General features: G+C 70.4%; 27 protein-coding genes and 1 riboswitch. Of the genes, 17 read left to right on the top strand and 10 right to left on the bottom strand.

Annotated elements, in window-relative coordinates; all coding sequences use genetic code 11:
* Nucleotides 1–52: 52 nt before the first annotated feature.
* Both ABD830_RS49415 and ABD830_RS49410 read right to left on the bottom strand, forming a co-directional pair.
* The gene (locus ABD830_RS49415; protein ID WP_345002538.1) at nucleotides 53–1621 is read right to left on the bottom strand and encodes a bifunctional 3'-5' exonuclease/DNA polymerase; all 1569 of its coding nucleotides are present in this window, start codon (nucleotides 1619–1621) and stop codon (nucleotides 53–55) included.
* A 21-nt stretch (nucleotides 1622–1642) separates the two neighbouring features.
* A complete protein-coding gene (locus ABD830_RS49410) occupies nucleotides 1643–2914 on the bottom strand; it encodes a metallophosphoesterase family protein (protein ID WP_345002674.1) in 1272 nt (423 codons plus the stop codon).
* Between the two features lie 346 nt (nucleotides 2915–3260).
* On the opposite strand from ABD830_RS49410, the gene ABD830_RS49405 reads away from it, so the two are divergent.
* Entirely contained in the window at nucleotides 3261–3674 is a 414-nt protein-coding gene (locus ABD830_RS49405) for a hypothetical protein (RefSeq protein ID WP_345002537.1), read from the top strand.
* A gap of 101 nt (nucleotides 3675–3775) precedes the next feature.
* Here the strand turns inward: ABD830_RS49405 and ABD830_RS49400 are convergent, their stop codons facing one another.
* Nucleotides 3776–5344 (bottom strand): FAD-binding oxidoreductase, encoded by a 1569-nt coding sequence (locus ABD830_RS49400; protein ID WP_345002673.1) that lies wholly within the window; start codon nucleotides 5342–5344, stop codon nucleotides 3776–3778.
* A gap of 121 nt (nucleotides 5345–5465) precedes the next feature.
* On the opposite strand from ABD830_RS49400, the gene ABD830_RS49395 reads away from it, so the two are divergent.
* From ABD830_RS49395 to ABD830_RS49380, 4 genes are all read left to right on the top strand, one after another.
* Nucleotides 5466–5975, top strand: coding sequence for a TetR/AcrR family transcriptional regulator (locus ABD830_RS49395; RefSeq protein ID WP_345002536.1), 510 nt, complete (start codon nucleotides 5466–5468; stop codon nucleotides 5973–5975).
* A gap of 42 nt (nucleotides 5976–6017) precedes the next feature.
* The gene (locus ABD830_RS49390) at nucleotides 6018–7514 is read left to right on the top strand and encodes a glycerol-3-phosphate dehydrogenase/oxidase (protein WP_345002535.1); all 1497 of its coding nucleotides are present in this window, start codon (nucleotides 6018–6020) and stop codon (nucleotides 7512–7514) included.
* A gap of 112 nt (nucleotides 7515–7626) precedes the next feature.
* Nucleotides 7627–8487 (top strand): sucrase ferredoxin, encoded by an 861-nt coding sequence (locus ABD830_RS49385; protein WP_345002534.1) that lies wholly within the window; start codon nucleotides 7627–7629, stop codon nucleotides 8485–8487.
* Between the two features lie 100 nt (nucleotides 8488–8587).
* The gene (locus ABD830_RS49380; protein ID WP_080036407.1) at nucleotides 8588–8899 is read left to right on the top strand and encodes a WhiB family transcriptional regulator; all 312 of its coding nucleotides are present in this window, start codon (nucleotides 8588–8590) and stop codon (nucleotides 8897–8899) included.
* A gap of 209 nt (nucleotides 8900–9108) precedes the next feature.
* Here the strand turns inward: ABD830_RS49380 and ABD830_RS49375 are convergent, their stop codons facing one another.
* Entirely contained in the window at nucleotides 9109–9504 is a 396-nt protein-coding gene (locus tag ABD830_RS49375; protein ID WP_345002533.1) for a YbaB/EbfC family nucleoid-associated protein, read from the bottom strand.
* A 117-nt stretch (nucleotides 9505–9621) separates the two neighbouring features.
* Here ABD830_RS49375 and ABD830_RS49370 point away from each other — a divergent pair, with 117 nt between their 5' ends.
* The 6 genes from ABD830_RS49370 to ABD830_RS49345 all read left to right on the top strand — a co-directional run bounded on the left by ABD830_RS49370 (nucleotide 9622) and on the right by ABD830_RS49345 (nucleotide 13770).
* Complete coding sequence (locus ABD830_RS49370) at nucleotides 9622–9951, top strand: hypothetical protein (RefSeq protein WP_345002532.1); 330 nt, start codon at nucleotides 9622–9624, stop codon at nucleotides 9949–9951.
* A gap of 10 nt (nucleotides 9952–9961) precedes the next feature.
* Nucleotides 9962–10819 carry a hypothetical protein gene (locus ABD830_RS49365; RefSeq protein ID WP_345002531.1) on the top strand — a complete coding sequence of 286 codons (858 nt, stop codon included), beginning with the start codon at nucleotides 9962–9964 and terminating at the stop codon, nucleotides 10817–10819.
* Between the two features lie 51 nt (nucleotides 10820–10870).
* Entirely contained in the window at nucleotides 10871–11335 is a 465-nt protein-coding gene (locus ABD830_RS49360; RefSeq protein ID WP_345002530.1) for a hypothetical protein, read from the top strand.
* 252 nt (nucleotides 11336–11587) lie between these two features.
* Entirely contained in the window at nucleotides 11588–12352 is a 765-nt protein-coding gene (locus tag ABD830_RS49355) for a TIGR03084 family metal-binding protein (RefSeq protein ID WP_345002672.1), read from the top strand.
* 54 nt (nucleotides 12353–12406) lie between these two features.
* Entirely contained in the window at nucleotides 12407–12781 is a 375-nt protein-coding gene (locus ABD830_RS49350) for a YccF domain-containing protein (protein WP_345002529.1), read from the top strand.
* Between the two features lie 128 nt (nucleotides 12782–12909).
* Nucleotides 12910–13770 carry a YihY/virulence factor BrkB family protein gene (locus ABD830_RS49345; protein WP_345002528.1) on the top strand — a complete coding sequence of 287 codons (861 nt, stop codon included), beginning with the start codon at nucleotides 12910–12912 and terminating at the stop codon, nucleotides 13768–13770.
* Nucleotides 13771–13818: 48 nt separating this feature from the next.
* Here ABD830_RS49345 and ABD830_RS49340 read toward each other — a convergent pair whose 3' ends face one another.
* Nucleotides 13819–15015, bottom strand: coding sequence for an RNA-guided endonuclease InsQ/TnpB family protein (locus ABD830_RS49340; RefSeq protein ID WP_345002527.1), 1197 nt, complete (start codon nucleotides 15013–15015; stop codon nucleotides 13819–13821).
* Between the two features lie 138 nt (nucleotides 15016–15153).
* A riboswitch (ZMP/ZTP riboswitch) is annotated at nucleotides 15154–15236 on the top strand.
* 1 nt (nucleotide 15237) lies between these two features.
* On the opposite strand from ABD830_RS49340, the gene glyA reads away from it, so the two are divergent.
* Complete coding sequence (gene glyA / locus ABD830_RS49335) at nucleotides 15238–16512, top strand: serine hydroxymethyltransferase (RefSeq protein WP_425567269.1); 1275 nt, start codon at nucleotides 15238–15240, stop codon at nucleotides 16510–16512.
* 258 nt (nucleotides 16513–16770) lie between these two features.
* Here the strand turns inward: glyA and ABD830_RS49330 are convergent, their stop codons facing one another.
* The 3 genes from ABD830_RS49330 to ABD830_RS49320 all read right to left on the bottom strand — a co-directional run bounded on the left by ABD830_RS49330 (nucleotide 16771) and on the right by ABD830_RS49320 (nucleotide 19535).
* Nucleotides 16771–18054 (bottom strand): CHRD domain-containing protein, encoded by a 1284-nt coding sequence (locus ABD830_RS49330; protein WP_345002525.1) that lies wholly within the window; start codon nucleotides 18052–18054, stop codon nucleotides 16771–16773.
* Nucleotides 18055–18216: 162 nt separating this feature from the next.
* Nucleotides 18217–18927, bottom strand: coding sequence for an anti-sigma factor family protein (locus ABD830_RS49325; RefSeq protein WP_345002524.1), 711 nt, complete (start codon nucleotides 18925–18927; stop codon nucleotides 18217–18219).
* Entirely contained in the window at nucleotides 18924–19535 is a 612-nt protein-coding gene (locus ABD830_RS49320; RefSeq protein ID WP_425567268.1) for a sigma-70 family RNA polymerase sigma factor, read from the bottom strand. The genes ABD830_RS49325 and ABD830_RS49320 overlap by 4 nt, the downstream gene beginning before the upstream one ends.
* A 236-nt stretch (nucleotides 19536–19771) precedes the next feature.
* On the opposite strand from ABD830_RS49320, the gene rsgA reads away from it, so the two are divergent.
* Both rsgA and ABD830_RS49310 read left to right on the top strand, forming a co-directional pair.
* The gene (rsgA, locus tag ABD830_RS49315; protein ID WP_345002523.1) at nucleotides 19772–20869 is read left to right on the top strand and encodes a ribosome small subunit-dependent GTPase A; all 1098 of its coding nucleotides are present in this window, start codon (nucleotides 19772–19774) and stop codon (nucleotides 20867–20869) included.
* Between the two features lie 149 nt (nucleotides 20870–21018).
* Nucleotides 21019–21651: a phosphoribosyltransferase gene (locus tag ABD830_RS49310; protein WP_345002522.1), complete on the top strand. Its 633-nt coding sequence runs from the start codon at nucleotides 21019–21021 to the stop codon at nucleotides 21649–21651.
* 11 nt (nucleotides 21652–21662) lie between these two features.
* On the opposite strand, the gene ABD830_RS49305 is transcribed toward ABD830_RS49310, so the two are convergent.
* A complete protein-coding gene (locus ABD830_RS49305) occupies nucleotides 21663–22136 on the bottom strand; it encodes an ATP-binding protein (protein ID WP_345002521.1) in 474 nt (157 codons plus the stop codon).
* A gap of 129 nt (nucleotides 22137–22265) precedes the next feature.
* Here ABD830_RS49305 and ABD830_RS49300 point away from each other — a divergent pair, with 129 nt between their 5' ends.
* Both ABD830_RS49300 and ABD830_RS49295 read left to right on the top strand, forming a co-directional pair.
* A complete protein-coding gene (locus ABD830_RS49300; protein ID WP_345002520.1) occupies nucleotides 22266–23147 on the top strand; it encodes a helix-turn-helix domain-containing protein in 882 nt (293 codons plus the stop codon).
* A 133-nt stretch (nucleotides 23148–23280) separates the two neighbouring features.
* Nucleotides 23281–23514: a DUF397 domain-containing protein gene (locus ABD830_RS49295; protein ID WP_127935054.1), complete on the top strand. Its 234-nt coding sequence runs from the start codon at nucleotides 23281–23283 to the stop codon at nucleotides 23512–23514.
* Nucleotides 23515–23532: 18 nt separating this feature from the next.
* Here ABD830_RS49295 and ABD830_RS49290 read toward each other — a convergent pair whose 3' ends face one another.
* Entirely contained in the window at nucleotides 23533–24174 is a 642-nt protein-coding gene (locus tag ABD830_RS49290; protein ID WP_345002519.1) for a maleylpyruvate isomerase N-terminal domain-containing protein, read from the bottom strand.
* Between ABD830_RS49290 and ABD830_RS54525 the strand changes: the two genes are divergently transcribed.
* Complete coding sequence (locus ABD830_RS54525) at nucleotides 24156–24377, top strand: putative leader peptide (protein ID WP_425567265.1); 222 nt, start codon at nucleotides 24156–24158, stop codon at nucleotides 24375–24377. The genes ABD830_RS49290 and ABD830_RS54525 overlap by 19 nt on opposite strands.
* The last annotated feature ends 43 nt before the right edge of the window (nucleotides 24378–24420 follow it).

Here is a 24420-nt window from a genome sequence, read left to right as displayed (position 1 = left end):
TGGGGCGACGCGGGCCGTGGCGAAGGGTCGCACGCCCCGCCCGCAGCCCTCGTCACTTGGCGTCGGCGTACGACGAGACCGCCACGGCCTCCATCGGGAAGCGCACCGGTGTCGCCCCGAACAGCAGCCGGGTGGCCTCCGAGGCGGCCGAGGCGACGGCGGCGATCACCTCCTCGGCCTGCGAGATCGGGCAGTGCACCATCACCTCGTCGTGCTGGAAGAACACCATCCGGGCCGGCTCGGGCAGCAGCCCGCGCAGCACCGCCATCAGCGCCAGGGCCCACTCGGCCGCGGTGCCCTGCACCACGAAGTTGCGCGTGAACCGCCCTCGGTCGCGGGCCGCCCGGCTGCCCTCGGGCCCCGACACCAGCTCCCTCCATCGGGACGAGGGCGGCGGGCTGGTGCGCCCGAGCCACGAGCGCACGAGCCGCCCCTCCTCCCCCGCCTTGGCCGCGTCCTCCACGAACTGGTACGCCTTGGGGAAGCGCTGCCGCATCACCGCCAGCAGCTTGGGCGCGTCGCCGCTGGTGCCGCCGTACATGGCGGACAGCATGGCGATCTTGGCGTTGGCCCGCTCGCCCCCGAACGACTGCGCCAGCGCCGCATACAGGTCGATCTCCCCCGCGGCCCTGGCCAGCCCCACGTCGCCGGCCATCGCGGCCAGCACCCGCGGCTCGAGCTGGGCGGCGTCGGCGACGATCAGCACCCACCCGTCGTCGGCCACCACCACCCGCCGCATCACCTTGGGGATCTGCAGCGCCCCGCCGCCGCTGGTCGCCCACCGCCCGGACACGACGCCGCCCACCACGTACTCGGGGCGGAACCGGCCGCCCCGCACCCACTGGTCGGCCCACACCCACCCGTGGAAGCTGAACAGGCGGGCCAGCTCCTTGTACGCCAGCAGCGGCGCCACGGCGGGGTGGTCGATCTGCTTGAGCTCCCACGACCGGGTGGTCTTCAGCGCCACCCCGGCCCCCTTGAACGCCTTGACGAGCTGCTGCACTGAGTCCGGATTGACCGGATGGCCGAAGGCCGCGGCCACCTCGTCGGCCAGTGCCTGCAGCTTGGCCGGCCGCATGCCGTGCACGGGCCGCGGGCCCAGGAGGTCGGTCAGCAGCGCGTCGTGCACGTCGCGCCGCCAGGGCATGCCGTCGTACGACATCTCGGCCGCGATGAGCGCCCCGGCCGACTCGGCCGCCACCAGCAGCCTGAACCTGCCGGGCTCCGGCAGGGCCTCGATCCGCCGCAGCTGGTCGGCCAGCACCTCGGCCACCGCCTCGGCCGAGAGCGGCTCGGGCGCGAACAGCGTGTCGGGCGCGCTCGGCTGGTCCTCGGGCACCGGCAGCCCGTACAGCCTGGCGTGGGCTGCCGCGGCCGAGCGGGGCTCGCCGTAGCGGCCCTCGTACGCGAGCAGCAGCCCTTCGGTGAGCGCGAGATCATGGCAGCGGGAGACCCGCACGCCCGCGCTCAGCAGCCCGGGATAGACCTCCCGGCCATCGGCCCACACCCACCGCGGGTGCTCGGCCGCCTCCAGCTCGCGCACGGCCCCCGCCAGGTCGGCGGTACGGCGTGCCGAGCCGCCGACCGGAAGCACCGTCTCTCCGGCGACCACGACATACACGTGGTCAAGGGTGCCAAACGCCTACGACAATGTGATGCGCACCTCGTCCTCGAGCGGCGGATCGAGCTCCTGCGGCAGGCACCCGGTCGCGGCGAAGCAGCGCAGGGTCAGCTCCTCAGGGGTGACCGAAATGTGCAGGAGCTGCTTGAAGAACGGCGGTGTGTCCCAGTCGGAGAGCTCCGACAGGTAGCGGTGGAACACCTTGTCCACCGGCAGCCGGAACGGCCACGGCCAGGCCCCGAGCAGCCGCGCCGCCCACCGCATCCTGCTGGTGATCGTCACCGGTCCCTCGGGGGCCCTGACCGGCCGGTTCTTGATCTGGTCCGACATGATGCACAGGGCCTCGGAGGGCGTCAGGTAGATCCACTTCATCCGCAGGCGGCGCGCGTACAGCTGGCTGTAGAAGGACAGCGAGTCGCCGCGCAGCGGGTAGCACTTGAACGCGTCCTCGTCCACGCCCGCGACGTCGACCCGGCCGATGGTGTGCGTGGCGTGCATGAACGCGCCGCCGCCGCCGGACACGATGTACTGGATCACCCGGTCGCCCACCTTGACCGGATAGCGCTGGTAGTTGTGCACGTCTCCGCCGATGGCCGCGACGTACCGGTGCGCCGGGTCGCGCACGATGTCGTCGATCGTGCCGCCTTCCTCCAGCGGCGACGGCTTGTAGGCGTTGCCGACGTAGATGGGCTTGCCCGTCACGAGGATCTTCGGCCGCGGATCGAGCGAGACGCGCCGCAGCCACGCGGTCTGCCCCTTGTCGATGACGTTCTTGATGCCGGTGTCGACGCCGACGATCACCAGGCTGTCGGTCTCGATCGCCCAGTACGGCGCCGGCTGCGTGGCCTGCTGGGCGGGCTTGCCCCTGAGCTCGCGCGCCTTGGCCAGCCGCTCCTCGTCGACCGTCTCCGGCTTGCGCCACAGCAGCCCGCGCAGCCCGCGGTCGGGCTTCGGCTTGAGCGGCGGCGCGTCGCAGAAGACCCGCATGAACCCGCCGAGCCCGTCGTACCAGTCGTGGTTGCCGGGGACGGCGTAGATCGGGGCGTCGTAGTCCTTGTACGGACGGAAGAACTTGTCGCAGTACTCGTTTCCCGATCCGGTCGGATAGATCACATCACTGGCTATGACGGCGAATGCCGTGTCCTCCCCCAGTTTCAGCATCCCCGGAACAACGGCATACTGCGACGCATCTCCCTCTCCTGTATCACCGAGCAGAAGAAAACTGAAATTTCCCCCAACGGATAGCTTGATGCGAAATTCCGGGTCAATCCCGCGCGCTTCCTGGGCCGCCACCCAGCGCGCCCGAACCTCACCCGACGGATCCCCGAACAACGAGGCGAGGATGTCGTTGCGCGAGCGCCACAAGGTCGCCACATTCAACCAGGTAAATCCCTGACCATTGGGTCTGAGCTGGGCGAACGTCCCCGTCTGCGTACAGGCCCACCCCGCGCCCCGCTCCGACACCCGTGACGAAAGGTGCTTTCCACGTTCAGCCGCGACTTCCACCATGTCCTCATCTTTACCGCGATCTTCAGATGACGCACCATGAACGCTCCGTACCGCAAGGAACACAGAAGGTTCGCAATGGTGTAGCCTCACCCCCCAAGCAAGCGGTTGGGACCGCCGAGGGGAGGCGCCCATGACCCGTAACAGCCCGGACGACGCGACCCGGAGAGGCACCTCCGACGCGGAGGCTATTGAAGGTCTGCTGGCATATGCGCAAACCGGCTCCCGGTGGGGCGGCGCGGCGCTCCGCAGGGCCCGCCAGGCCGTGGCGCGCAGCAGGGCGCTGGCCACGGAGTTCCCCGAGCACACGGCGCTGCTGGCCCGCAGCCTGCGCTTGACGGCGAGGCTGCTGCTGAAGCGGGGCAAGGCCGTGGAGGCGCTGCCCATGGCGCAGGAGGCGGCCGCGCTCACCCGCGCGATGGGCGGCGCGCCGCTGGTGACCTCCCTGATGCACCTGGCCGAGGTGTACGAGGCCCTGCACCGCTACAGCGAGGCCGCGGCCACGATGGCGGAGGCCGACCGGATCTCCCCGCCCGAGGCTCCCTGAACCCGCGCCGTCGCGGGCGGCCGTGGCCCTGCCGCGCCCTCGCCCCTCTCGCGACCTCCTGAAAGGAGCACGGCCGAAGTGCGCAGGAGCGCGGGTGCCCGTCAGGCGCCGTCCGGCGGGACGAGGACGCCGGGGTTGAGTATCCCGGCCGGGTCGAGCCGGTGCTTGACCGCCTGCAGCACGCTCACCCCCACGGGCCCCAGCTCGGCCGCGTAGGCGTCCCGGTGCTCGCGTCCGACCCCGTGGTGGTGCGTGATCGTGCCCCCCGCCTCGACGATGGCCGCGTTCGCCGCCACCTTGGCCCGCTCCCACTGCGCCACGGGGTCGCCCTCCTGCGCGGTGACGACGGTGAAGTAGAGCGACGCGCCGGTCTCGTACACGTGGGAGATGTGACACATGACCAGCGGTGAGCCGAGCGCGCCCGCCAGGGCCAGCCGGACCGCGTCGTAGAGCCGCGGCAGGTTCGCCCAGAACCCGGCGGTCTCCAGCGTCTCGACCGTGGCCCCGGCGGCGAGCAGCGAGTCACGCAGGTACGGGGCGGAGAAGCGGCCGTGTTCCCACGCCTCGCCCGGCTCCGCGCCCAGCGGCTCGCCGCCCGCCCGCTCCAGGACGGCCGAAGCCGCCGCCCGCCACTCCGCCACGAAAGCGCCTTCGTAGCCCGCGATCAGCAGGCAGCCCGAGCCGCCGGAGCCGATCGCGTCCGGCTTGGCCAGGCCGATCATGGTCTCGGTCTCGTCCGACAGCCGCAGCACGGTGGGGAGCGGCCCTTCCTGGGCGAGCGCGCGCAAGGCCGCCGATCCCTCCGCGAACGTCCCGAACCGCCATCCTTCGTACCGGCGCTCGGCCGGAGCTCGCCGCACGCGCAGCCTGAGCGACGTGATCACGCCGAAGGCGCCCTCGGAGCCGAGCACGAGCTGCCGCAGATCGGGCCCGGCCGCCGACTTGGGGGCGCGCCCGAGGTCCAGGGTGCCGGACGGCGTGGCCACCGTAAGGCCGACGACCATGTCGTCGAAGCGCCCGTACCCGGCCGAGGCCTGGCCGCTGGAGCGGGCCGCCGCGAAGCCGCCGAGCGTGGCGTACTCGAAGGACTGGGGGAAGTGCCCCAGCGTCAGCCCGTGTCCGGCGAGCAGCCGCTCGGCCTCGGGCGCCCGTACGCCCGGCTCGAACGTGGCCACGAGCGACTCCAGGTCCACGGCGCGCAGCCGGTCGAGCCGCCCCAGGTCGAGCGCGATCGCCCCGGCGAAGCCGGAGCGGGCCGCCGCGAGCCCGCCGACCACGGAGGTGCCGCCGCCGAAGGGCACCACGGCGACGCGTTCGGCGGAGCAGAGCCGCAGCAGCTCGGCCACCTCGTCGTGCGAGCCGGGCAGCACCACCGCGTCGGGGGCGTCGGAGCCGTCCCCCGCGCGCATCCGCAGCAGGTCGGGGGTGGACTTGCCGCGGGTGTGGCGTACGCGGGCCTCGTGGGAGGTCAGCACGTGGGCGGAGCCGACGACCTCGGCCAGCGCGCCGAGCAGCGGCCCGGGCAGGGCGACCGGCGGCAGGCGCACCGACTCCAGGGCGACGGCGGGAGTGTCCGGCGCGCGCACGCCGAGGAAGTCGCGCAACAGCCGGCGGACCTGCTCGGGCAGCTCGCGCGCCTTGGCGGGGTCGCCCCAGCCGGACCACAGCATCGGCTCTCCAGTCATGCGTGTCATTGGTCGCTCACCACTCCTCACTCGCTTCGCGGAGTCCTTCCTCCGTCAGGCCTCCACTCCGCTCGCTGCGTCGGGTTCGCTCCTTACACTGTGACACATGACGTCGAATCGTCACAATGACGGCGTGCTGGACGCGGCGCGCGACTGCGTGCTGGCGTACGGGGTGCGGAGGACGACCCTCACGGACGTGGCACGCAGGGCCGGGGTGTCGCGGATGACGATCTACCGCCGCTGGCCCGACGTGCGCACGCTGGTCGCGGACCTGATGACCAGGGAGTGGGTGCGGGTGGTCGAGGGGCTCGACCTGGCCGACCCGGTGCGCGCGGTCGTCGCCGGGGTCCGCGGGCTGCGCGCGCACCCGTTGTGGCGCAAGATCGTGGAGGCCGATCCCGAGCTGCTCATGCCGTACCTGACCGACCGGCGGGGCGCGAGCCAGGAGGCCGCGCTCGGCGTCCTGGAGCGGGCGGTCGGCGACCCGCGCAAGGCGCGGGCGGTGCTGCTGGTGGCGCAGTCGTTCCTGCTGTCGGCGCCCACGATGCTCGACCCCTTGACCCTGGACGAGCTCGACGACGAGCTCGCCGCCATGCTGGAGGCCTACCTTGGGTAGCCCGGGTGGAGGCACTTCGGACAGCTCGCGTGGAGGCGCACCTTGGACAGCTCGCTGAACGCCCGCAGACGCTCCCGCGAGCTCCGCCAGGTCGCGGAGGAACGGCTGGACGTGCTGGTGGTGGGGCTCGGCGCGACCGGCGCGGGCGCCGCGCTCGACGCCGCGTCCCGGGGGTTGAGCGTAGCGGCGATCGACGCGCACGACCTGGCTTTCGGGACGTCCAGGTGGAGCTCCAAGATGATCCACGGCGGCCTGCGCTACCTGGCCAAGGGGCAGGTGGACGTGGCCTACGAGAGCGCGGTCGAGCGCGGCATCCTGCTCCGCACGACGGCTCCGCACCTGGTCGCGGCGCACCCGTACCTGCTGCCGCTCACGAAGGCGGTCTCGCGGCAGCAGGCGGCGCTGGTGATGAGCGGCTACCGGCTCGGCGACAGCCTGCGGGCCGCCGCGCGCACGCCGCGCCGGCTGCTGCCGGGGCCCACGCGGCTGAGCGCGGCCCGCACCCGCACGCTGGCGCCCGTGCTCGACGACGACGGCCTGCGCGGCGCGCTGCTGTCGTGGGACGGCCGGCTGCTCGACGACGCCCGCCTGGTGGTGGCCATCGCCCGGACGGCCGCCGCGCAGGGCGCCCGCGTGCTGACCCGCTGCCGCGCGCTGCGGCTGACAGACCGGGGCGCGCTGGTACGCGACGAGCTGACCGGCGAGGAGTTCGACGTCCGCGCCACGACGGTGATCAACGCGGCCGGGGTGTGGGCGGGCACGCTGGACCCCGAGGTCAAGCTGCGGCCGTCCAGAGGCACCCACCTCGTGCTGGCGCCCGGCACGCTCCCCGGGCTGATCGCCGGCATGCACGTGCCCATTCCCGGAGAGACCAGCCGATTCGCGCTCGTACTCCCCCAGCGCGACGGCCGCGTCCACGTCGGCCTGACGGACGAACCGGTGGACGGGCCCGTGCCCGACGTTCCCGAAGCACCCGAGGAGGACGTCAGAACGCTCCTGGAGGTGCTGAACGGCGTTCTTGAGACTCGGGTGACCAGAGAGGCGGTCGCGGGCGCGTACGCGGGCCTCAGGCCCCTTCTGGCGGCCGACGGCCGCACGGCGGACATCTCCCGTAGGCACGCGGTCCTGTCGCACGACGGGGTCGTCACGGTCGTGGGGGGCAAGCTGACGACATATCGGCGCATGGCCGAGGACGCGGTGGATCGAGCGGTCTCGACCGCGAAGCTGCCGGCCGGGCGGTGCCGTACGAGGAAGATCCCGCTCGTCGGGGCGGGAGCGCGGCCGTCGGGGGTGCCGCACCAGCTGGCCGAGCGGTACGGCAGCGAGGCCGAGGCCGTGCACGAGCTCGTCAAGGCGCACCCGGAGGAGGCCGGGCTCGGCGTCACCGAGGGCGAGCTGATCTGGTCAGTCCAGCACGAGGGCGCGCTCGACGAGGGCGACCTGCTGGACAGGAGGACCAGGATCGGCCTGGTCAAGCAGGACAGGGACCGCGCGCTGGCAGCGGCACGGGCGGCTCTGGACCGAATGGGCCGCCTCTGACCCCTCCGATCCGTTAGGTTAGTCTTACCTAATTCGGATCGGGGAGGGGGATCGGGCGTTGGCGAGGGGCTGCGAGCATCCGACGGGGTGCCACACCGGAGGGTTTCCCACTTTGGCCAGCGCCACCGTGGGAGCCAGGCTCTGGCTGCTCGTCGAGTACACCGGCGCCTGGCCGTCACACCTGGAAAGCTTCGAACTTCCTGAAAGAATCTCCGAACTCGTCCGCCGGGCGCTCGAACGCGGTATCAGACCCCAGCTGATCCGCCGCCCGGGGAGGCGGACCCGCCCGGGGGAGCAGGGCATCCGTGTGCTATTGGCGTACGCGGCTGGAGAGCGCCCCTGGTTGGCGAGCGGTGTCGTCGCAGGTCCTGACGATCTTGACCTGGACTCGTTCGTGGCGGGAGTGGTCCCGGAGTCCTGCATACTTGAAGTCGAGCCGGTATTTCTGGTCTGCACGCACGCCAAGCGCAATGCGTGCTGCGCCCGCATTGGACTACCCCTCGCTCGGTCGCTGGCCGATTCGCTGCCGGACAGAGTGTGGGAAACGTCACACGTTGGCGGCGATCGCTACGCCGCCAACCTCGTGTGCTTGCCACACGGAATTTTCTACGGCAGCATGTCTCAGGCTGCTGCACTGGCAGCGGCTAACGCGTACCGGTCGGGCGAGATCATTCTCGACCGCTACCGGGGACGCGCAGGCATCCCTGAGCCATTGCAAGCCGTGGAGCACTTCGCCCGAGCCCATACGGGAGAGTGCGCCGTCGGCGCGGTGGCCGTGGAATCCTCCAGGTCGGACGGTGACGTCACCGAAGCCATTGTGCGCTGCGGCGACGTCCGGTTCCAGGTTGTGGTTGAGCCATCGGCGTTCACAGCGCCGTGTGGTACGGCTTGCGCCGAGACGATCACCACCTACCGGCTGGTTTCGCTGGACAGGCTCACGCCTGTGCGGTACGCCACGCCCGCTCTTGCCTGAACAGGGAACATCGCGGCCCTACCTTGCGTTGGAACAGTGACGCCAAAAGCGTCCAATGCGGCTCAATTATCGAAATACCTCTCACGAAGGTGGTTTTCTCATGTCTCAGGTACGTCGGCAGCTCGCCCGCCCGCGCCCCAGCTGGGGTTGGCAGGATGATGCCGCGTGCCGGGGTGAGGACCTCGTGCTCTTCTTCGGCCCCGACGGGGAGCGGCAGCCCGAGCGTGACGTACGTGAGCGGAAGGCCAAGGCGATCTGCGCCCAGTGCCCTGTCCGCAACGAGTGCCTTGACTACGCGCTGTCCCGTCCCGAGAAGTACGGCACGTGGGGCGGTCTCAACGAAGACGAGCGCGCCTCCGAGCGTCGTCGTCGCATGCGCCGCGCGGCCAGCGCCGGCATCTCCGCCGCCTGACACACCCGGCAGCGTCACCATCATCGCGTGATCAAGCAGTTGTCCCGATGAACCAGAGCCTGGCCCTCCATGTCCAGGCTCTGGCGAACCCGGTCGGGGCAACTGCCTGATCAGGCGTCACAACTTCCCCGGGGAACCGGAAGTCCCCACGCCGCTCGTCGCGGGCCTCGTGACCGATGCCCGCGACGGCCGGACACACTCGCTTCCGGCTAGAGAAGGTTGCGGGCGATCTGCTCGACCCGCTCGTTGATGAAGTTCTCGTCCAGCGGCGCCGGCATGGTCTGCTCGGTGTCGGCGAGCGCGCCGTCCACGATCTCCTTGGCCTGAGACTCGGCGTCCGTCTGAGCCTCCCGCAGCACCGCCGTCACCCGCTTGCTCAGCGCCTCGTGATCCAACCGCATCACGCGCGGGTCGAGGCGGAGCGCCGTGATCTCGCCCCGGCCGTCCGCCGAGGCCCTGATCAGGCCGTCGGGGCTCTGTGCCACGCCGGTGACCGCGCTGATGGCGGAGCGCGCCTCCTGCAGGCGCCGCATCGTCTCACGGCCCTGCCTCAGGATGCGCTCCGCGTGCTCCACATCGTCCTGTGGCGAAGGTCTCATCGACATGTCCGGCCTCCACGCGTCAAGGGCTGATCGCTGGGTCAGCTTAGCCACGGAAGGGGTAGATCGATAATGTGCCATTTCCGGTGAGTTTTGTTGATCGTTACGCTAAGGTAACGCGGCATGAGTTCGGGGGTCGAGATCTCCAAGACGCAGGTCGCCCAGCACGCGATGATGATGCGCGCCCACAGCGAGGACTACGCCGCCGCGCTCCGGCGGCTCAGAGAGCGCGGCTACGGCTGCCTCTCCTGGGGCGACGACACCGGCCTGTTCGCCGCGTTCCACGCGGAATACGGCCAGTGCGGCGTCTACGGGCTCGAGGCACTCGCCGGTGTGTCCCAGGTCATCAACGACACCGGTGACGGCCTCGACACCGTCAACCGCCACATGGCCGATGCCGAAGCCGCGAACGTCGAAGCGTCGGCGATGCTGTACGGCGCCTACCCGATCTGAGCCTTCGCCCATGGACGTGACCGTTCCCCCCGAGGTCGACGCCATCCTGGAGATGATGGGCGTCCACTGGCCCAACGTCCGGGTGGATGAGATCCTGGCCGACCGCGACGCGTGGGCCACCGTACTGGCCGGCTCCCACGCGTCGGGACAGGCCGCGCAGGCCTCCGTCCAGGCCACCGGCGAGGTCTACAGAGGCGAGTCCGCCACGCGGCTCCAAGGACTCTGGAACGCCCCCGCCGGAGTCAGCGAAGTCATGGGACGCGCCACCGCGGCCGTCCAGTACGTCCCCCAGGTGCTCGAGAACGCCGCCTGGCTCACCACCGGCCTCAAGGTCGCCGTCGCCGCCGGCGCCGTCCACACCTCCGCCCGCATGGCCCGCGCCATGCTCATGGGCGGACCCACCGCCGCCCCAGCCGCCCTGGCGGAGCTGATCCGCGGCCGGCTCCTCGTCACCAAGGCCAAGCACCAGGCGGCCGAAGGTGTCGGACGCGTCCTGCGACCCGCTCTCGCCCACGGCTCCACCGGCAGATTCCGCGACGTCCTCGACGACCTCCCCCGGCTCAGCACCCCCCGCGGCCCGCAGCTGCGCGGTCCTGACGGCCCCAAGGGCGGGCTCATCGCCCACATGGGCTTCCTCCGGAAAGGGAACGCCGCCAACAAGACGAACTCGGGGACCAAGAGGTGGGAGAGCCGGGAGCAGGCGGTCGGCGAGGCCAAACAGGACGCGAAGGACGGCGGACGCGCCAGGTTCCGCGGAGAGTGCTCGAGCGGCGACCATGTGCACGTCGACTACTACAACAAGGACGGCGAGATCAGCCACACGCGGCACTATTCGTGGAAGGGTGCCAAGAAGAACGGGAAGCCCTAGAGCTGGAAAAATGACAGCCCACACCACCAAGGCAAGGAAGACCCGACAACCGTGGCGAACGAACTATCGGAGAAGGCCGCCAGGCTGGGCGCGGCGATCGCGGAGCACGCCCGGGTCCTGGAGACCTCCCCTGACGATGCCCCCCGCGTGATCCAGGCGGTGAACGCCCTGCGCACGGCAGCGCTCGAGTACGGGACGCTCTGCCTCGACCGGACCGGGTGGGGCAACCCGCTCAGCGCCCTGGAGGAGGACCTCGAGGAGGAGGCTCCCGAGGGCGAGCAGTACGACACCGCCACCGTGGACGTGGAGGCGCACTACCGCATCCGGGTCAACGACTCCGGCGCCGTGGCCCGCCTCCTCGCCGAGCAGGCACAGGAGGACATCGAGGGGGCGACGGCGGCCGACCTGGTGGCGCAACTGTTCGTGCGGGACGGATGGGACCCCGACGCGTATGGCGACGACGTGGTCACAGTGGTGAACCAGTCCTGGTCGTGCGGCCCGGCCGAGGACGCTTGAGCACCCGGCGCTGAACCGCGCTAGCCCTGCCGGAGCCAGTTCACCGTCGGCTCCGGCATCTCTGTCTCCACCTCTGTCGCTGCCTCTGCCTCTGCCCCGTCCGGCTCTGTGCGCGCGTCCGTCTGGTGCTGGCAGTCGCACCAGGAGCCGCCACGGCAGTCCTCGTGACGTTTCTCCTTGCAGCTTTCGCAGATCACGCCTGCATTATTCTCCTAGAACGTTGTTCGGGTTACGCTGGCGCGCGTGGACCTCATGGCCGAGTTGCTCGACGATCTGCGCGCCGAGACCGCGTCCTTCGAAGCACTGCTCCAGCCCCTGCGGGACGAGGACTGGGAGCGGCCCACGCCCGCCGAGGGGTGGGCGATCCGCGACCAGGTGAGCCATCTGGCCTGGTTCGACGGCGCCGCCGTGCTGGCGGCCACCGACCCCGACGCGTATGAGGCGTCGCTGAAGGACTTCCGGTCCGTGGACGACGTCGCCCTCGAGTCCCGCGGGATGCCGCCGGACGAGCTGCGCGAGTGGTTCCGGACGGCGCGCTCCCGGAGCCTGGAGGTCTTCGCCACGCTGGACGCCCGCGAACGGGTGCCGTGGTTCGGGCCCGCGATGTCGGCCGCGTCGTTCGTGACCGCGCGGCTGATGGAGACGTGGGCGCACGGCCAGGACGTGGCCGACGCGCTCGGCGTCGTCAGGGAGCCCACGGCCCGGCTGCGGCACGTGGCCATGATGGGGTTCCGCGCCCGCCCCTACAGCTTCGCCGTACGCGGCCTCCCCGTGCCCGCCGACCCCGTACGCGCCGAGCTGACCATGCCCGGCGCAACCCTGTGGACGGCTGGGCCGGACGATGCGGACAGCGTCGTACGCGGCCCGGTCCTCGACTTCTGCCTGGCCGTCACCCAGCGCGTCCACCTGTCCGACACCGCGCTCGAGCTGACGGGCGGGCCCGCGCGGGCCTGGATGGAGATCGCCCAGGCGTTCGCCGGGCCCCCTGGGAAGGGCAGGCTGCCCAGGTCAGGGTGAAGTCAGGGAGTTGCCGGATGACGCCTGCCACGCACCCGATGACATGCTGTGAACATGCGCACAATCCTGAACGTCATCTGGCTGGTCTTCGCGGGGCTCTGGCTGGCCATCGGATACGCGGTGGCCGGGATCATCTGCTGCATCCTGATCGTCACGATCCCGTTCGGCATCGCGTCGTTCAGGATCGCCGCGTACGCGCTCTGGCCCTTCGGCAGGACCGTGGTGCGCGATCCGCACGCGGGCGCGTTCTCCTTGCTCGGCAACATCATCTGGTGCGTGGTCGCCGGCATCTGGCTGGCCATCGGTCACGTCGTCACCTCGATCCCGCTGTTCCTGTCGATCATCGGCATCCCGATGGGCGTCGCGAACCTCAAACTCATCCCGGTCTCCCTGCTCCCGCTGGGTGCGCGCATCGTCGATAACGACTAGGGCAGTTCCCCGACGTAAGCTGTGCCGAAGAGTCACTGCGAATACCGTTGGGTGCCATGACGTCCACCGATGCGCCTTCCCGGCCGAAAAGGGGACTCGTCTCAAACGCGCGTGCTCGGCTGAGCTGGGTGCTCGACACGAAGTCGTGGGCGATCGTCCGCGCGGCCACGAACGCGGGCGTCGCCTACCGGGTGACCGGTCTGGCCGGCGAGGCGGCGTTCTTCGCGCTGCTGTCGCTGCCGCCGTTCGTGCTGGGCCTGATCGGTGTGCTGGCCAAGCTCGGCACCTGGCTGGGCTCCACCGTGGTCGGGCAGGTCAAGACGTGGGTGATCGAGCAGGCGGGGCTGCTGTTCACCGACGAGGCCGTCAACAAGGTGATCAACCCTCTCATCACCGACGTGCTCAGCGACGACGCGGGCAAGGTGTCGATCATCTCGCTGGGCTTCCTGCTGTCGCTCTGGTCCGGCTCCAGGGCGCTCTACGTCTACGTGGACCTCATCTCCGTGGCCTACGGGCTGGGCGAGGAGCGCGGCATCATCCGCACCAGGCTGATGTCCTTCGGCCTCTACATCGTCGGCCTGATCATCGGCGTCATCGTCATGCCGATCCTCGTCATCGGCCCGACCCTGCTCAAGGACGCCCTGCCGGGCCAGTACGGCGGCCTCATCGACATCCTCTACTGGCCGGTAGTGATCATCGGCTCGGTGCTGTTCCTGACCGTGCTCTACCACGTCAGCGTGCCGGTGCGGACGAAGTGGTACCGGGAGCTGCCCGGCGCGATCCTGGCGCTGATCCTGTGGATCGCGTGCGCGGCGGTGCTGCGGGCCGTGCTGGCCGCGTGGTTCTCCCCCGTCTCCGTCTACGGCTCGCTGGCCGCTCCCATCGCCCTGCTGCTCTGGCTCTACATCACCGCGCTGGCCGTGCTCATCGGGGCGATCCTGAACGCCGAGGTCGACCGGCTCTGGCCGGGTGTGAGCCGTACCAAATAGAGTCATCCCGATGTGACTCCTCCGCTCCCTGAAGGGAGTGGCTTCTCGCTAGGCCGCTTCCGCGACATCGCGAAGGGCAAGCCCTGCCCTGAGGATGTTGACCGCCGCATTGACATCGGCATGTGCAGTATGACCGCAGGCCGTACATCGGAAGGCGGCTTGGGTGAGACGGTTCTCCTTCGCTTCGTGCCCGCAGCAGGCACAGGTGCGCGAGGTGTTGCGGGGATCCACTGCGATCAGCTCTCGACCGGCGCTTTCAGCCTTGTGCGCGAGGACCTGCAGGAACACCCCCCAACCCGCGTCCAGAATCGACTTGTTCAGCCCGGATTTGGCCGCGGCGCCGTTGGGCAGGTAGCCGCCCGCGCCGTCCGGCTTGGGTGCTGTGCGCCGGGTCATGTTCGTGATCCGCAGGTCCTCGTGCACGATGACGTCGTAGGCGCGCACCAACGCGAGGGCGACCTTGTGCGCGTTGTCCAGACGCTGGCGACGCACCTTGGCGTGCAGTGCAGCCACCCGCACCACGGCCTTACGACGGCGCTTGGATCCGCGCTTCGTCCGAGACAGCTCCCGGTGTGCGGCGGCCAGCATGTCGGCGGTCGCAGCCAGATGGCGCGGGTTGGCGACGCACTCGCCGTCGCTGGTGGCGACCAGCGATGCCACTCCCATATCGAGACCGACAACCACACCGGTGGTGGGCAGTGGCTGGGCGGGCACATCTTCGCACGACAGGACGACGTACCAGCGGTTGCCCTCCCGCTTCACGCTGATTGTCTTCACCCGGCCCTTGACCGGCCGATGCTGGTTGACGCGCACGTGCCCCATGCCCTGAAGACGCACGAACGTAGCCGTGGGATGCTCAGGCTGGGAGTCCCATCGGCAGCCGTCGCCATCCCGTGGCCACTCCACGGTGTGAAACCAGCCCCGGCCCTTGAAACGCGGATATCCCGGCTTATCCCCCCTCTTGACGCGGCGGAAGAACGCGGCGAACGCCTTGTCCAGACGGCGCAGAGTGGCTTGCTGAGACGAAAACGACCATCGGCCCTGACCGTCAGAGTCCTCGGCGCGGATCTCCTTTAACTCCGCCGATTGATCGCCGTACCGGACAGTCACGGCCGCCCTAGCGTAGGCAGTACGGCGATGCTCCAGCGCGGCGTTGTACAGCTGGCGGTGATCCTCCAGACACGCGGCGAGCGCCACGGCCTGCTTGCTGGTGGGGCGCAGCAAGAACTTGAACGATCTGCGCACATCCACCTCCCACGTTGGGTAACGACACGACCACGCTATCGGCAGACGCCGACAAAATCGTCAGGAACGTGGCCGTCTCCTCGTCGTGACACGGCTGCTCAGCGGAGGAAAAAGCCGCTAGCGCATCCGCTATCGTCTAGGACGTGACGCGACTGGCGCATTGGGTGGGATCGACCACCAGGGAGCGAAAGGAGCGGAGGCCGTGCGCCTGGGTCTTCGCACATCGTCAATGATGACAGGAGAGTCATGAGTTCTCTCGCTAGCGTCGACCCGCAGATCGCCGAGCTCGTCAAAGCGGAGGAGCGGCGTCAGGCCGACACCGTCAAGCTCATCCCGTCAGAGAACTACGTGTCCAAGGCCGTGCTGGAGGCCACCGGCACCGTCCTGACGAACAAGTACTCCGAAGGCTACGCGAACAAGCGTTACTACGAGGGCCAGCAGGTCATCGACCAGATCGAGGTCCTGGCCATCGAGCGGGCCAAGTCGCTGTTCGGCGTCAACCACGCCAACGTCCAGCCCTACTCCGGCTCGCCCGCCAACCTCGCCATCTACCTGGCCTTCATGCAGCCGGGCGACACCTTCATGGGCATGAACCTGCCCTCCGGCGGCCACCTGACCCACGGCTCGCCCGTGTCGATCACCGGCAAGTGGTTCAAGCCCGTCTCCTACAACGTGCGCAAGGAGACCGGCCGCGTCGACATGGACCAGGTCCGCGAGCTCGCCCTGGAGCACCGGCCCAAGGTGATCTTCTGCGGCGGCACGGCGATCCCGCGCACCATCGACTTCCCGGCCTTCGCCGAGATCGCCCGCGAGGTCGGCGCGATCCTGGCGGCCGACATCGCCCACATCGCGGGCCTGGTCGCGGGCGGCGCGCACCCCTCGCCCGTCGGCCACGCCGACGTCATCTCCACCACCACGCACAAGACGCTGCGCGGCCCGCGCGGCGCGATGCTCATGGCCAATGACGACGAGAAGGCCACCGCGCTCAACAAGGCGGTCTTCCCCGGTCTGCAGGGCGGCCCGCACAACCACACCACCGCGGCCATCGCGGTCGCGCTGCACGAGGCCGCGCAGCCGGAGTTCAAGGCCTACGCCCACCAGGTGGTCGCCAACGCCAAGGCGCTGGCCGAAGAGCTCAACAGCCGCGGCTTCGACCTGGTCTCCGGTGGCACCGACAACCACCTGATCCTCATCGACCTGACCTCCAAGGGGGTCGCGGGCAAGCCCGCCGCCAAGGCGCTCGACCGGGCCGGTCTGGAGACCAACTACAACACGGTCCCGTTCGACCCGCGCAAGCCCTTCGACCCGTCCGGCATCCGCATCGGCACGCCGTCCGTCACCTCCCGCGGGATGGGCGAGGCGGAGATGCGGCAGATCGGCGCCTGGATGGACGAGGTCGTCGGCGCCCTCGCCAAGGGCGACGCCGAGGACGTCATCGCTCGCGTCCACCGCGAGGTCAGCGAGCTCACGGCCCAGTTCCCGGCCCCGGGCCTGTAAATCTCCCGTACGGCGGCGCCGGGTGGGCCAGGGGAACGCCGCGCCACGCGGGCTCCGGGCGCACAGGAACGCCCCGCCGCACGGGCTCCGGGTGCGGCGGGGCGTTCTGGGCGAGCGGGGCGGGCCGGAGTGCCTCGCTCGCGGTGGCCGGCCGGCGGCCCGGGGGACGTGGACCGGGGCCGACCCGGGAGGGCCTGCCGGGGGGACGGGACCGAATCGTCCCCGTTCGGGAGGCCGGAAGCCAGAGGATCGGGAGCCTCAGCCGAGGAAGAGGTAGTCGGCCCCGTACGGGACCTTGGCCTCCGAGCCGGGCGAGCAGGAGCCGGTCGGCGCGACGCCGCCCGTGGTGTTGAGGCGCAGGATCTGCGTGGCGTGCGCGAGCAGCCCGCTCTCCTTGCCCGCCTGGGTGGCGTCGAGCACGAGTTCGGGGATGTTGCCGTCGCCGTTGGGCGTCTTGGTGACGACCGAGCCGCGCACCGCGCTGCCGTCCGGAGCGATCCACTGCGGCGGGCCGGCGGCGGGCGTCACGAAGGAGTGGTCGATCCCGCGCCGCAGCCTGGCTGACACGCCGAGCTGGGTGAAGGCGTACCCGCCCGACGGCTGTGCCGTGCAGGAGTAGATCTGCGCGCCGCGCAGCACCTCGGCGGTGAGCGCGCGCGGGTGGGTGAACGGCCGGTCGGACAGCTGGCCGCGTACGGCGCCGCCGTCGAAGTCGAGCGTGTGCAGGTTCGAGTAGTAGCGGTCGGGGTGCGCGGCGATGCGCCTGACCACCGCGGCGGCGAGCGGCGTCTCACCGGCGACGCCGGTCACGTTCTCGGGCAGCGCGCCCGCGAACAGGTCCGCGACCACGGGGCCGTTCCTGCCGGTCACGCCCTTGTGCAGGTGGCCGTTGGTCACCTGGCCGAGGCCCGACCAGAAGGCGGTGTAGGCGACGGACGAGCCGTTCGGGCGCAGCCACCAGACGGCCTGGCCGTCCTGGTCGCCGCGCTTCTTGCCGTCGTTCTCCGGCACCTCCTGCGCCCCGTCGGCGCGCGCGGAGAGCGTGGCCTGGTTGCTGCCCTGCAGGACGCCGTTGAGGTCGATCGGCTTGTTCAGCCGGTGGAACTGGCCGCGTACGGCGCCCTTGGGATGTTCGGCGTCGTGCAGGTTGGCATAGAAGCCGCCGGGGTTGTCGATGAGCGACGTGACGAGCTCGTTGTCGGCCTTGACGGTGCCGGTGACGCCGAGCACGGTCGCGGGCAGCGGCTTGGTGAAGAACTCGAGCTTGACGTCGCCGTTCGCACCCTTGGCGCCCAGGTGGACGTGGCCGGCGGTCGGCGTGTCGATCTTGTTCCAGCGGATCGCGTACGTGACCTCGTTCCCGCTGATCCTGAGCACGACCGTCGAGCGGCCGTCGGCGTCACCCTTGACCCCCACCTCGTTCGCGCCGCGCAGGCCGGCCGCGAGATAGACGTCGTCACCGGAGGCGTGAGCAGGCGCGGGAGCGACGAGCAGGGCGGCGGCGAGCAGTGTGCTAGGAATCCCGAGCTTTCGGACGAACATGGCTAAACCTCTTAAACGGTTGGATATTCCGGTCGGTACGGCAGGCAGTACGCGGCCGGAACCCACGGAGGTTCAACCCAGGAATCCGTAAATTTACACACAAGGGCGGAGGCAGGAAAAAGCCCTCCCACCAGCGGCGGGAGGGCTCGGCACGCCTGTCGGTCAGACGTTGACGGTGAGCAGCTTCTTACCTGTCGAGGTGACCACCTCGAAGTGGTCGATGTCCTTCAGCGGCGTCGCGCTGCCGCCGTGCATGTAGAGCGGATCGGGCGAACCCGGCACTCCGTACCCGGCTGGAGGTACGGACCACCCGGTCATGACCCGCCGCTCGCCCGACTTGCCGACCGAGACCAGCTCGCACTCGAGCGGCCCTTTCACCCCGGCCAGCTTGAGCGCCGCGTGCGTGCCCCAGGCCTTGGACTCGACCACCAGCCCGCCGGTCACCCCGTCGACGCCCTTCCCCTCGATGGGGACGCCGTCGGCGTAGAACTGCTCGGCGGGCCCCAGATGGTTGGCGTGGCCCTGCGCGATCTGCGGCGCGGCCTCCCCGTTGAGCTGCGTGCCGACCGTCAGGCCGCCGGCCACCAGCGTGACCGCCGCCGCCATCCCGATCACGAACGTCCCCCTGCGCGTCCGCCGGTCGGCCGCCTTCTTGCGCTGGAGCAGGTCGATCACCGGCTCGGGGGACGGCACGTCGTACTCCTCCACCGGGCCGATCCCGCTCAGCACGCTCGCCATGCCGGACAGATCGGACAGCTCGGAGCGGCAGGGCGCGCAGCCGAGGAGGTGGGCCTCGAAGGCCTGCCTGTCGTCCTCCTCCAGCAGGCCGAGCGCGTACGCGCCCACGTCCGTGTGCTCGACTCTCGAAGTCACGCCGTCACCCCCCTCTCCTCCAGTGCGATCCGCAGCGCGCGAACGGCGTAGTAGACCCGGGATTTCACGGTGCCGACCGGGATGCCGAGCGCCTCGGCGGCGTCGTTCACGGACCGGTCCCGCAAGATCGTCTCGTTGAGGATCTCGCGATGTGCCGGTGACAACGCCTTCAGCGCCTCTGACACGACCACCTGGTGCAGCAGTCCCTCCATCTCGTCAGGCACGGGCAGGCTCTCCAGCGGCCCGTCGCCCGACTCCTGAGGGCGGGCGTCCCGGCGCCGCCGGTCATCGATCACGATACGTCTGGCGACCGTCGCCAGCCAGGGCATCAGCGAGACCGACTCGGGATCGAGCTGCTCCGCACTGCGCCAGGCCCGGATCATGGTCTCCTGCACCACGTCTTCCGCCCACTGCCGATCGCCCGCCGTCAGCCTGATCACGAAGGCCAGGAGCGGCCTGTGATATTCCCGGTAGAGCGCGGACACTGCCGCCTCGTCATTTGGCACCCCGTCATCCGGCCGCACGCGGCGGATCCAGTGTCGAAAGCCCGGCTTGCCCATGGGGGCGGCTCCCTCGGCCGAGGGCGGGGGATACGTGCTGGTGTGCATCATTCCCCTTTCTCGCGTCCGTCGGCAGGTGGTACGGCCAGCCGCCCTGGCGCGGTTCAACAAATCGCGATACTTAATCCGATTGCGTCCTCGCGGACAGGGTGCGTAGAGTCGCTGCCAGAACTGATCGAGGAGGTGAGGACCATGCGGGTTGTCCTGTTCACCGTGCCGTCCATTCACTTCCGGGGGCTCCGCTGAGCCGCCCGGCTCCTTCTCGACCAAAGGGTTCCACTCCGTTGTCTTACGATCTTTCTCTGCTCGGCTGGACCGACCTGCGCGCCGCCGAGCTGCCCGCTGACACCGTCCCCGCCCGCGTGGCCCGCGTCGACCGCGGCGCCGCCGAGGTGATCGCGGCGGACGGTCAGCATCACGTCAAGTACGGCGCCCGCGTCCGCAGGGCGTCGGCCGCCGACCCGGTCGCGCTGCCCTGCGTCGGCGACTGGGCCGCGCTGCGATGGCTGCCCGAGGGCCGGTACGAGCTCGACGAGGTTCTGCCGCGGACGACCGCGTTCATCCGGGGCGGCGTGAGCCGCGACTCGGTGGGCGGCCTGTCGGGCGACGGCCAGGGCCAGGTGCTCGCCGCGAACGTCGACCTCGTCTTCGTGGCCGAGCCGTCCATGCACTCCACGGACTTCGCCGACCTCGGCCGCATCGAGCGCCTCGTCGCGCTGGCCTGGGAGTCCGGCGGCACGCCCGTCGTGCTCGTCACCAAGTCCGACCTGTTCGAGAACGGCCTCGACGAGCTCCTCGACGACGTCCGGGTGGCCGCGCCGGGCGTCGACGTGCACGCGGTCTCGTCCCTGCACGGGGACGGGGTGCCGCTGGTCGCCGACTACCTCGGCGGCTCCCGTACGGCCGTCATCCTCGGCCCGTCGGGCGCCGGCAAGTCCACTCTGGTCAACGCGCTCGCCGGCGACCCCCTCATGGAGACCCAGCAGGTACGCGCCGCCGACGGGCGCGGCCGGCACACCACGGTGCACCGGGAGCTCATCCCGCTGCCCGCGGGCGGGCTGATCATCGACACGCCCGGGATCCGGCGCATCGGCCTCTACGACATCGGCGACGGGGTCGATCTGGTCTTCTCCGACATCGAGGCGCTGGCGTCGCGGTGCCACTTCGGCGACTGCGGGCACTCGAGCGAGCCCGGGTGCGCGGTGCTGGCCGCCCTGGAGAGCGGGGAACTGCCGGAGCGGCGGCTGGAGAGCTGGCGCAAGCTGCAGCGGGAGGCGGCGTGGATGGCCTCCCGGACGGACGCGCGGCTGCGCAAGGAGCAGCTGAGCCGGTGGAAGTTCATCACCAAGGAAATGCGCCGCTCGGGCCGCAACCGCCCCTGACGCCCTCCGCCCGGCCCGATGACGCGACGGCGGGTGCGACGGCGGGTGCCGCGATGTGGGGTGGTCCATGTGTGCGCCCGCGCCACACCCCCGAAGCCCGGGCCAGAGGGAAGAGGCGAGGAGCGCGTGTGAGCGGGTAGTCACAGGTCATGGAGCGCTTCCGAGACCGGGCCGAGGCGGGGAAGCTGCTCGCCGAGCGGCTGAAGGACGCGCACGACCCCGTCGTGCTCGCCCTGCCGCGCGGTGGCGTCGCGGTGGCCGAGCCCATCGCGCGGCGGCTCGACGTCCCCCTCGAGGTCCTCGTGACCAGGAAGATCGGCTATCCGCCCACCCCTGAGCTGGGCGTGGGGGCGATAGCCGAGGGCGGTGAACCGGTGTTCGACCACACGATGCTGCGCCGCCTGGGCATGACGCCCGAGTCCGTCGCAGACGTGGTCGAGAGGGAGCGGCACGAGCTGGCCCGCAGAGTACACGCCTACCGCGGCGACCGGCCGCTGCCCCCGCTCGAAGGGCGAGAGGTGATCGTGGTGGACGACGGCCTGGCCACCGGCGGCACCGCACGGGCCGCGCTCAGGGCGGTGCGCGCGGCCGAGCCCGCCAAGGTGACGCTGGCCGTGCCGGTGGGCGCCCGCGAGACCGTCGGCTCCCTGCGGCAGGAGGCCGACGAGGTGGTCGTGCTGCGCACGCCGGTCGACTTCAGGGCGGTCGGCCAGTGGTACGAGCACTTCGACCAGCTCAGCGACGCCGACGTACTCGGACTCCTGGACAAGGCGAGCAGATGAGGGAGACGGCGTCAGCCGGCGAGTACGGCCCAGACCAGCTTGCGGGCGTCGCCCGGGGACAGCCAGCCCCAGGCGGTGCAGAGGGCGTCCACCAGCCGCAGCCCCCGCCCGAACTCCGAGAACACGTCAGGCGCCGTGGCCACGGGCACCGTGCGGCTGTGGTCGGTCACCACGCATGCCAGCTCGGGCCCGTGCGACAGGAGCCGGAGCTGCGCCGCCCCGCCGCCGTGCCGCATCGCGTTGGTCACCAGCTCCGACACGACGAGCTGAGCGTCAAAGGCCAGCCCCAGCGCGCCCCACGCGGCCAGTGTCTGATCGACGAACCGCCGGGCCGTCGCCACACAGGCCGGCTCCAGCGCGACGCGCTGATGGAAGGGAAACACCGCGTCGCACTCCCAGGCACGCCCCTCCACGAGGATGGAGAAGAGCCAACCTGGTGGCCGGGAACCGATGGCGGCTTGCGGCCGAGCGTCGAAAGTCGTCATTCTGGCCCCCGAAGCGCGGTCTGGTGATCCAATGCCCATCTTTACGGGGAGTGCTTACCGATGCAAGACTTTTCGTCGTTTACGGATGCTGATCGCATCTGCACGTGCAGATGATCTAGGAGCGGTGCGGTGAGCGCAGAGCGCGCGGAGGGAAAACTTCTCAGCCATTCGCCGGGAAGCCCGACGGTGCTGCGGATCCTGCTCGGAACGCAACTGCGCAGGCTCCGCACGGAGAAGGGTATCTCGCGCGAGGACGCCGGATACTCGATTCGCGCATCTCACGCGAAGATCAGCCGGCTCGAGCTCGGTCAGGTCAGCTTCAAGCAGCGGGACGTGGCCGACCTGCTCACCCTGTACGGCGTCACCGATCCCGCCGAGCGCGACCCGCTGCTCGCCCTGGCCAAGCAGGCCAACGCCCCCGGCTGGTGGCACAAGTACGGCGACGTGCTGCCGGCCTGGTTCGAGGTCTACATCGGGCTCGAGGGCGCGGCGTCCAGCATGCGCACGTACGAGAACCAGTTCGTGCCCGGCCTGCTCCAGACGCCCGCCTATGCCAGGGCGGTCATCGAGCTGGCCCATGAGAGGGCCCCGAAAGCCGAGCTCGACCGGCGCGTGGCGGTGCGCACCACGCGACAGAGGCGGCTGGAGAGCGGGCTCACGGTCTGGGCCGTGATCGACGAGGCCGTGGTGCGCCGCACGCTGGGCGGCCCCGAGATCATGCGCGAGCAGATCGCCCATCTCCTCGACCTCACGGCGGAGCGCAACGTCACCGTCCAGATCATGCCGTTCGACCGCGGCGGCCACGCGGCGGCGGGCGGACCGTTCAGCATCCTGCGCTTCCCCGAGCCCGAGCTGCCCGACGTCGTCTACATGGAGCAGCTGACCAGCGCCCTCTACTTGGACAAGCCCGCCGACTCCGACCACTACATGGAGGTCATGGACCGGCTCAGCATCCAGGCTGAGGAGCCGAAGGAGACCAAGCGCTTCCTGGAAGGCCTGCTTTCCCGATGAGCTGCCGTTTCCTGTGAGCCACCCCATACAGGGATTTTTGGTCATCCGCTATATGGAGATCCACGCGTTACCGTATTGTCTCCTCGCAAACGCGGATGCACGTGCATCCGTAACATCGTGAGGAGCTGCCCCCATGCATGAGTTCCGGAACGGAACGCCCGCCGGCCGCCTTCCCGTCGTCTGGCGCAAGAGCAAGCGGAGCAACCCCAACGGCAACTGCGTCGAAGTCGCGAACTTGCCCACAGGGGAGATAGCCATGCGTAACTCACGTTTTCCCGAAGGTCCCGCGCTGGTCTACACGCAGGCGGAGATCACCGCGTTCGTCCTCGGGGCCAAGGACGGCGAGTTCGACGACCTCATCGTCTGAGGCGCGCGGCCGTGACCCCTACGGCCGCGGCGCGCTGTACCAGCGCCATTCAGTGAGGCGCGGACGGCCGGGAAGCTCGGCTCGCCCGGTGGCCCACAGCAGGGCCGTCCACGGATCCGTGTCACGCGGGGCGTCGGGAAAGAGCCGGGCCAGCACCCGCGCGCACATGCCCGCCGGTGGAGCCCAGGCGAGACCGAGGCCCTCGGCCAGGTCGTAGGTGTGCACGAGCGTCTCCACGATGCCCATCGCGGCCGAGCCCTCCGCGTCGGCCGCGCCGAAGCCGTGGTGCGCGAGGACCTGCGGCGGCGTCGTGCGTACCATCGCGGACAACAGCGCGCCGCACGCCTCCAGCACCTGCAGCAGCCCGGTGGGGCCGGCCTCGCGCTCGGCTTGGATGGTGTTACCGGGGCCCTCCGGCCTGCGGCGTTCCAGAACGAACGGGACGTAGGTGTCCAGCGGCGGCGTCCTGAGCCCGAGCTGGGCGGCGTAGGCGAACAGGTCGTCCGCGAGGTGCTCGACCGTCTCCCAGCACGTCCACTCCAGTGAGCCGGCCTTGCCGTCCCAGGCGCTCTCGGGCGCCTGCCGCAGGGTGGCGACGGCCAGCCGGACGGCCTCGTCGAGGTCTTCGGCGGTCACGGGGGATGGCGCGGCTTCGGGCATGCCCGGCACTCTACCGGCGTTCCCGTGCCAGGAAACACGCGCGGCACGGTACTGGACAGTCCCACACTCTGGACCCTGTCTTGGACATACGGGACGGCCCGAGTATCTTCATAGGTATGCCAGCGGACCCCATGCTCGTCGGTCGACGCCACGTCGATCTCCAGCGTGTCCGCAGTGCCATCTGTTGCGACGCCCGCATGTAACCCCATCCTTTTTCACCGCTGAGCGCGTCGCACCCTCCTCTCC

Source organism: Nonomuraea helvata (genome assembly GCF_039535785.1).
Taxonomy (GTDB): Bacteria; Actinomycetota; Actinomycetes; order Streptosporangiales; family Streptosporangiaceae; genus Nonomuraea; species Nonomuraea helvata.
This window is presented reverse-complemented; position numbering and strand designations above follow the sequence as displayed.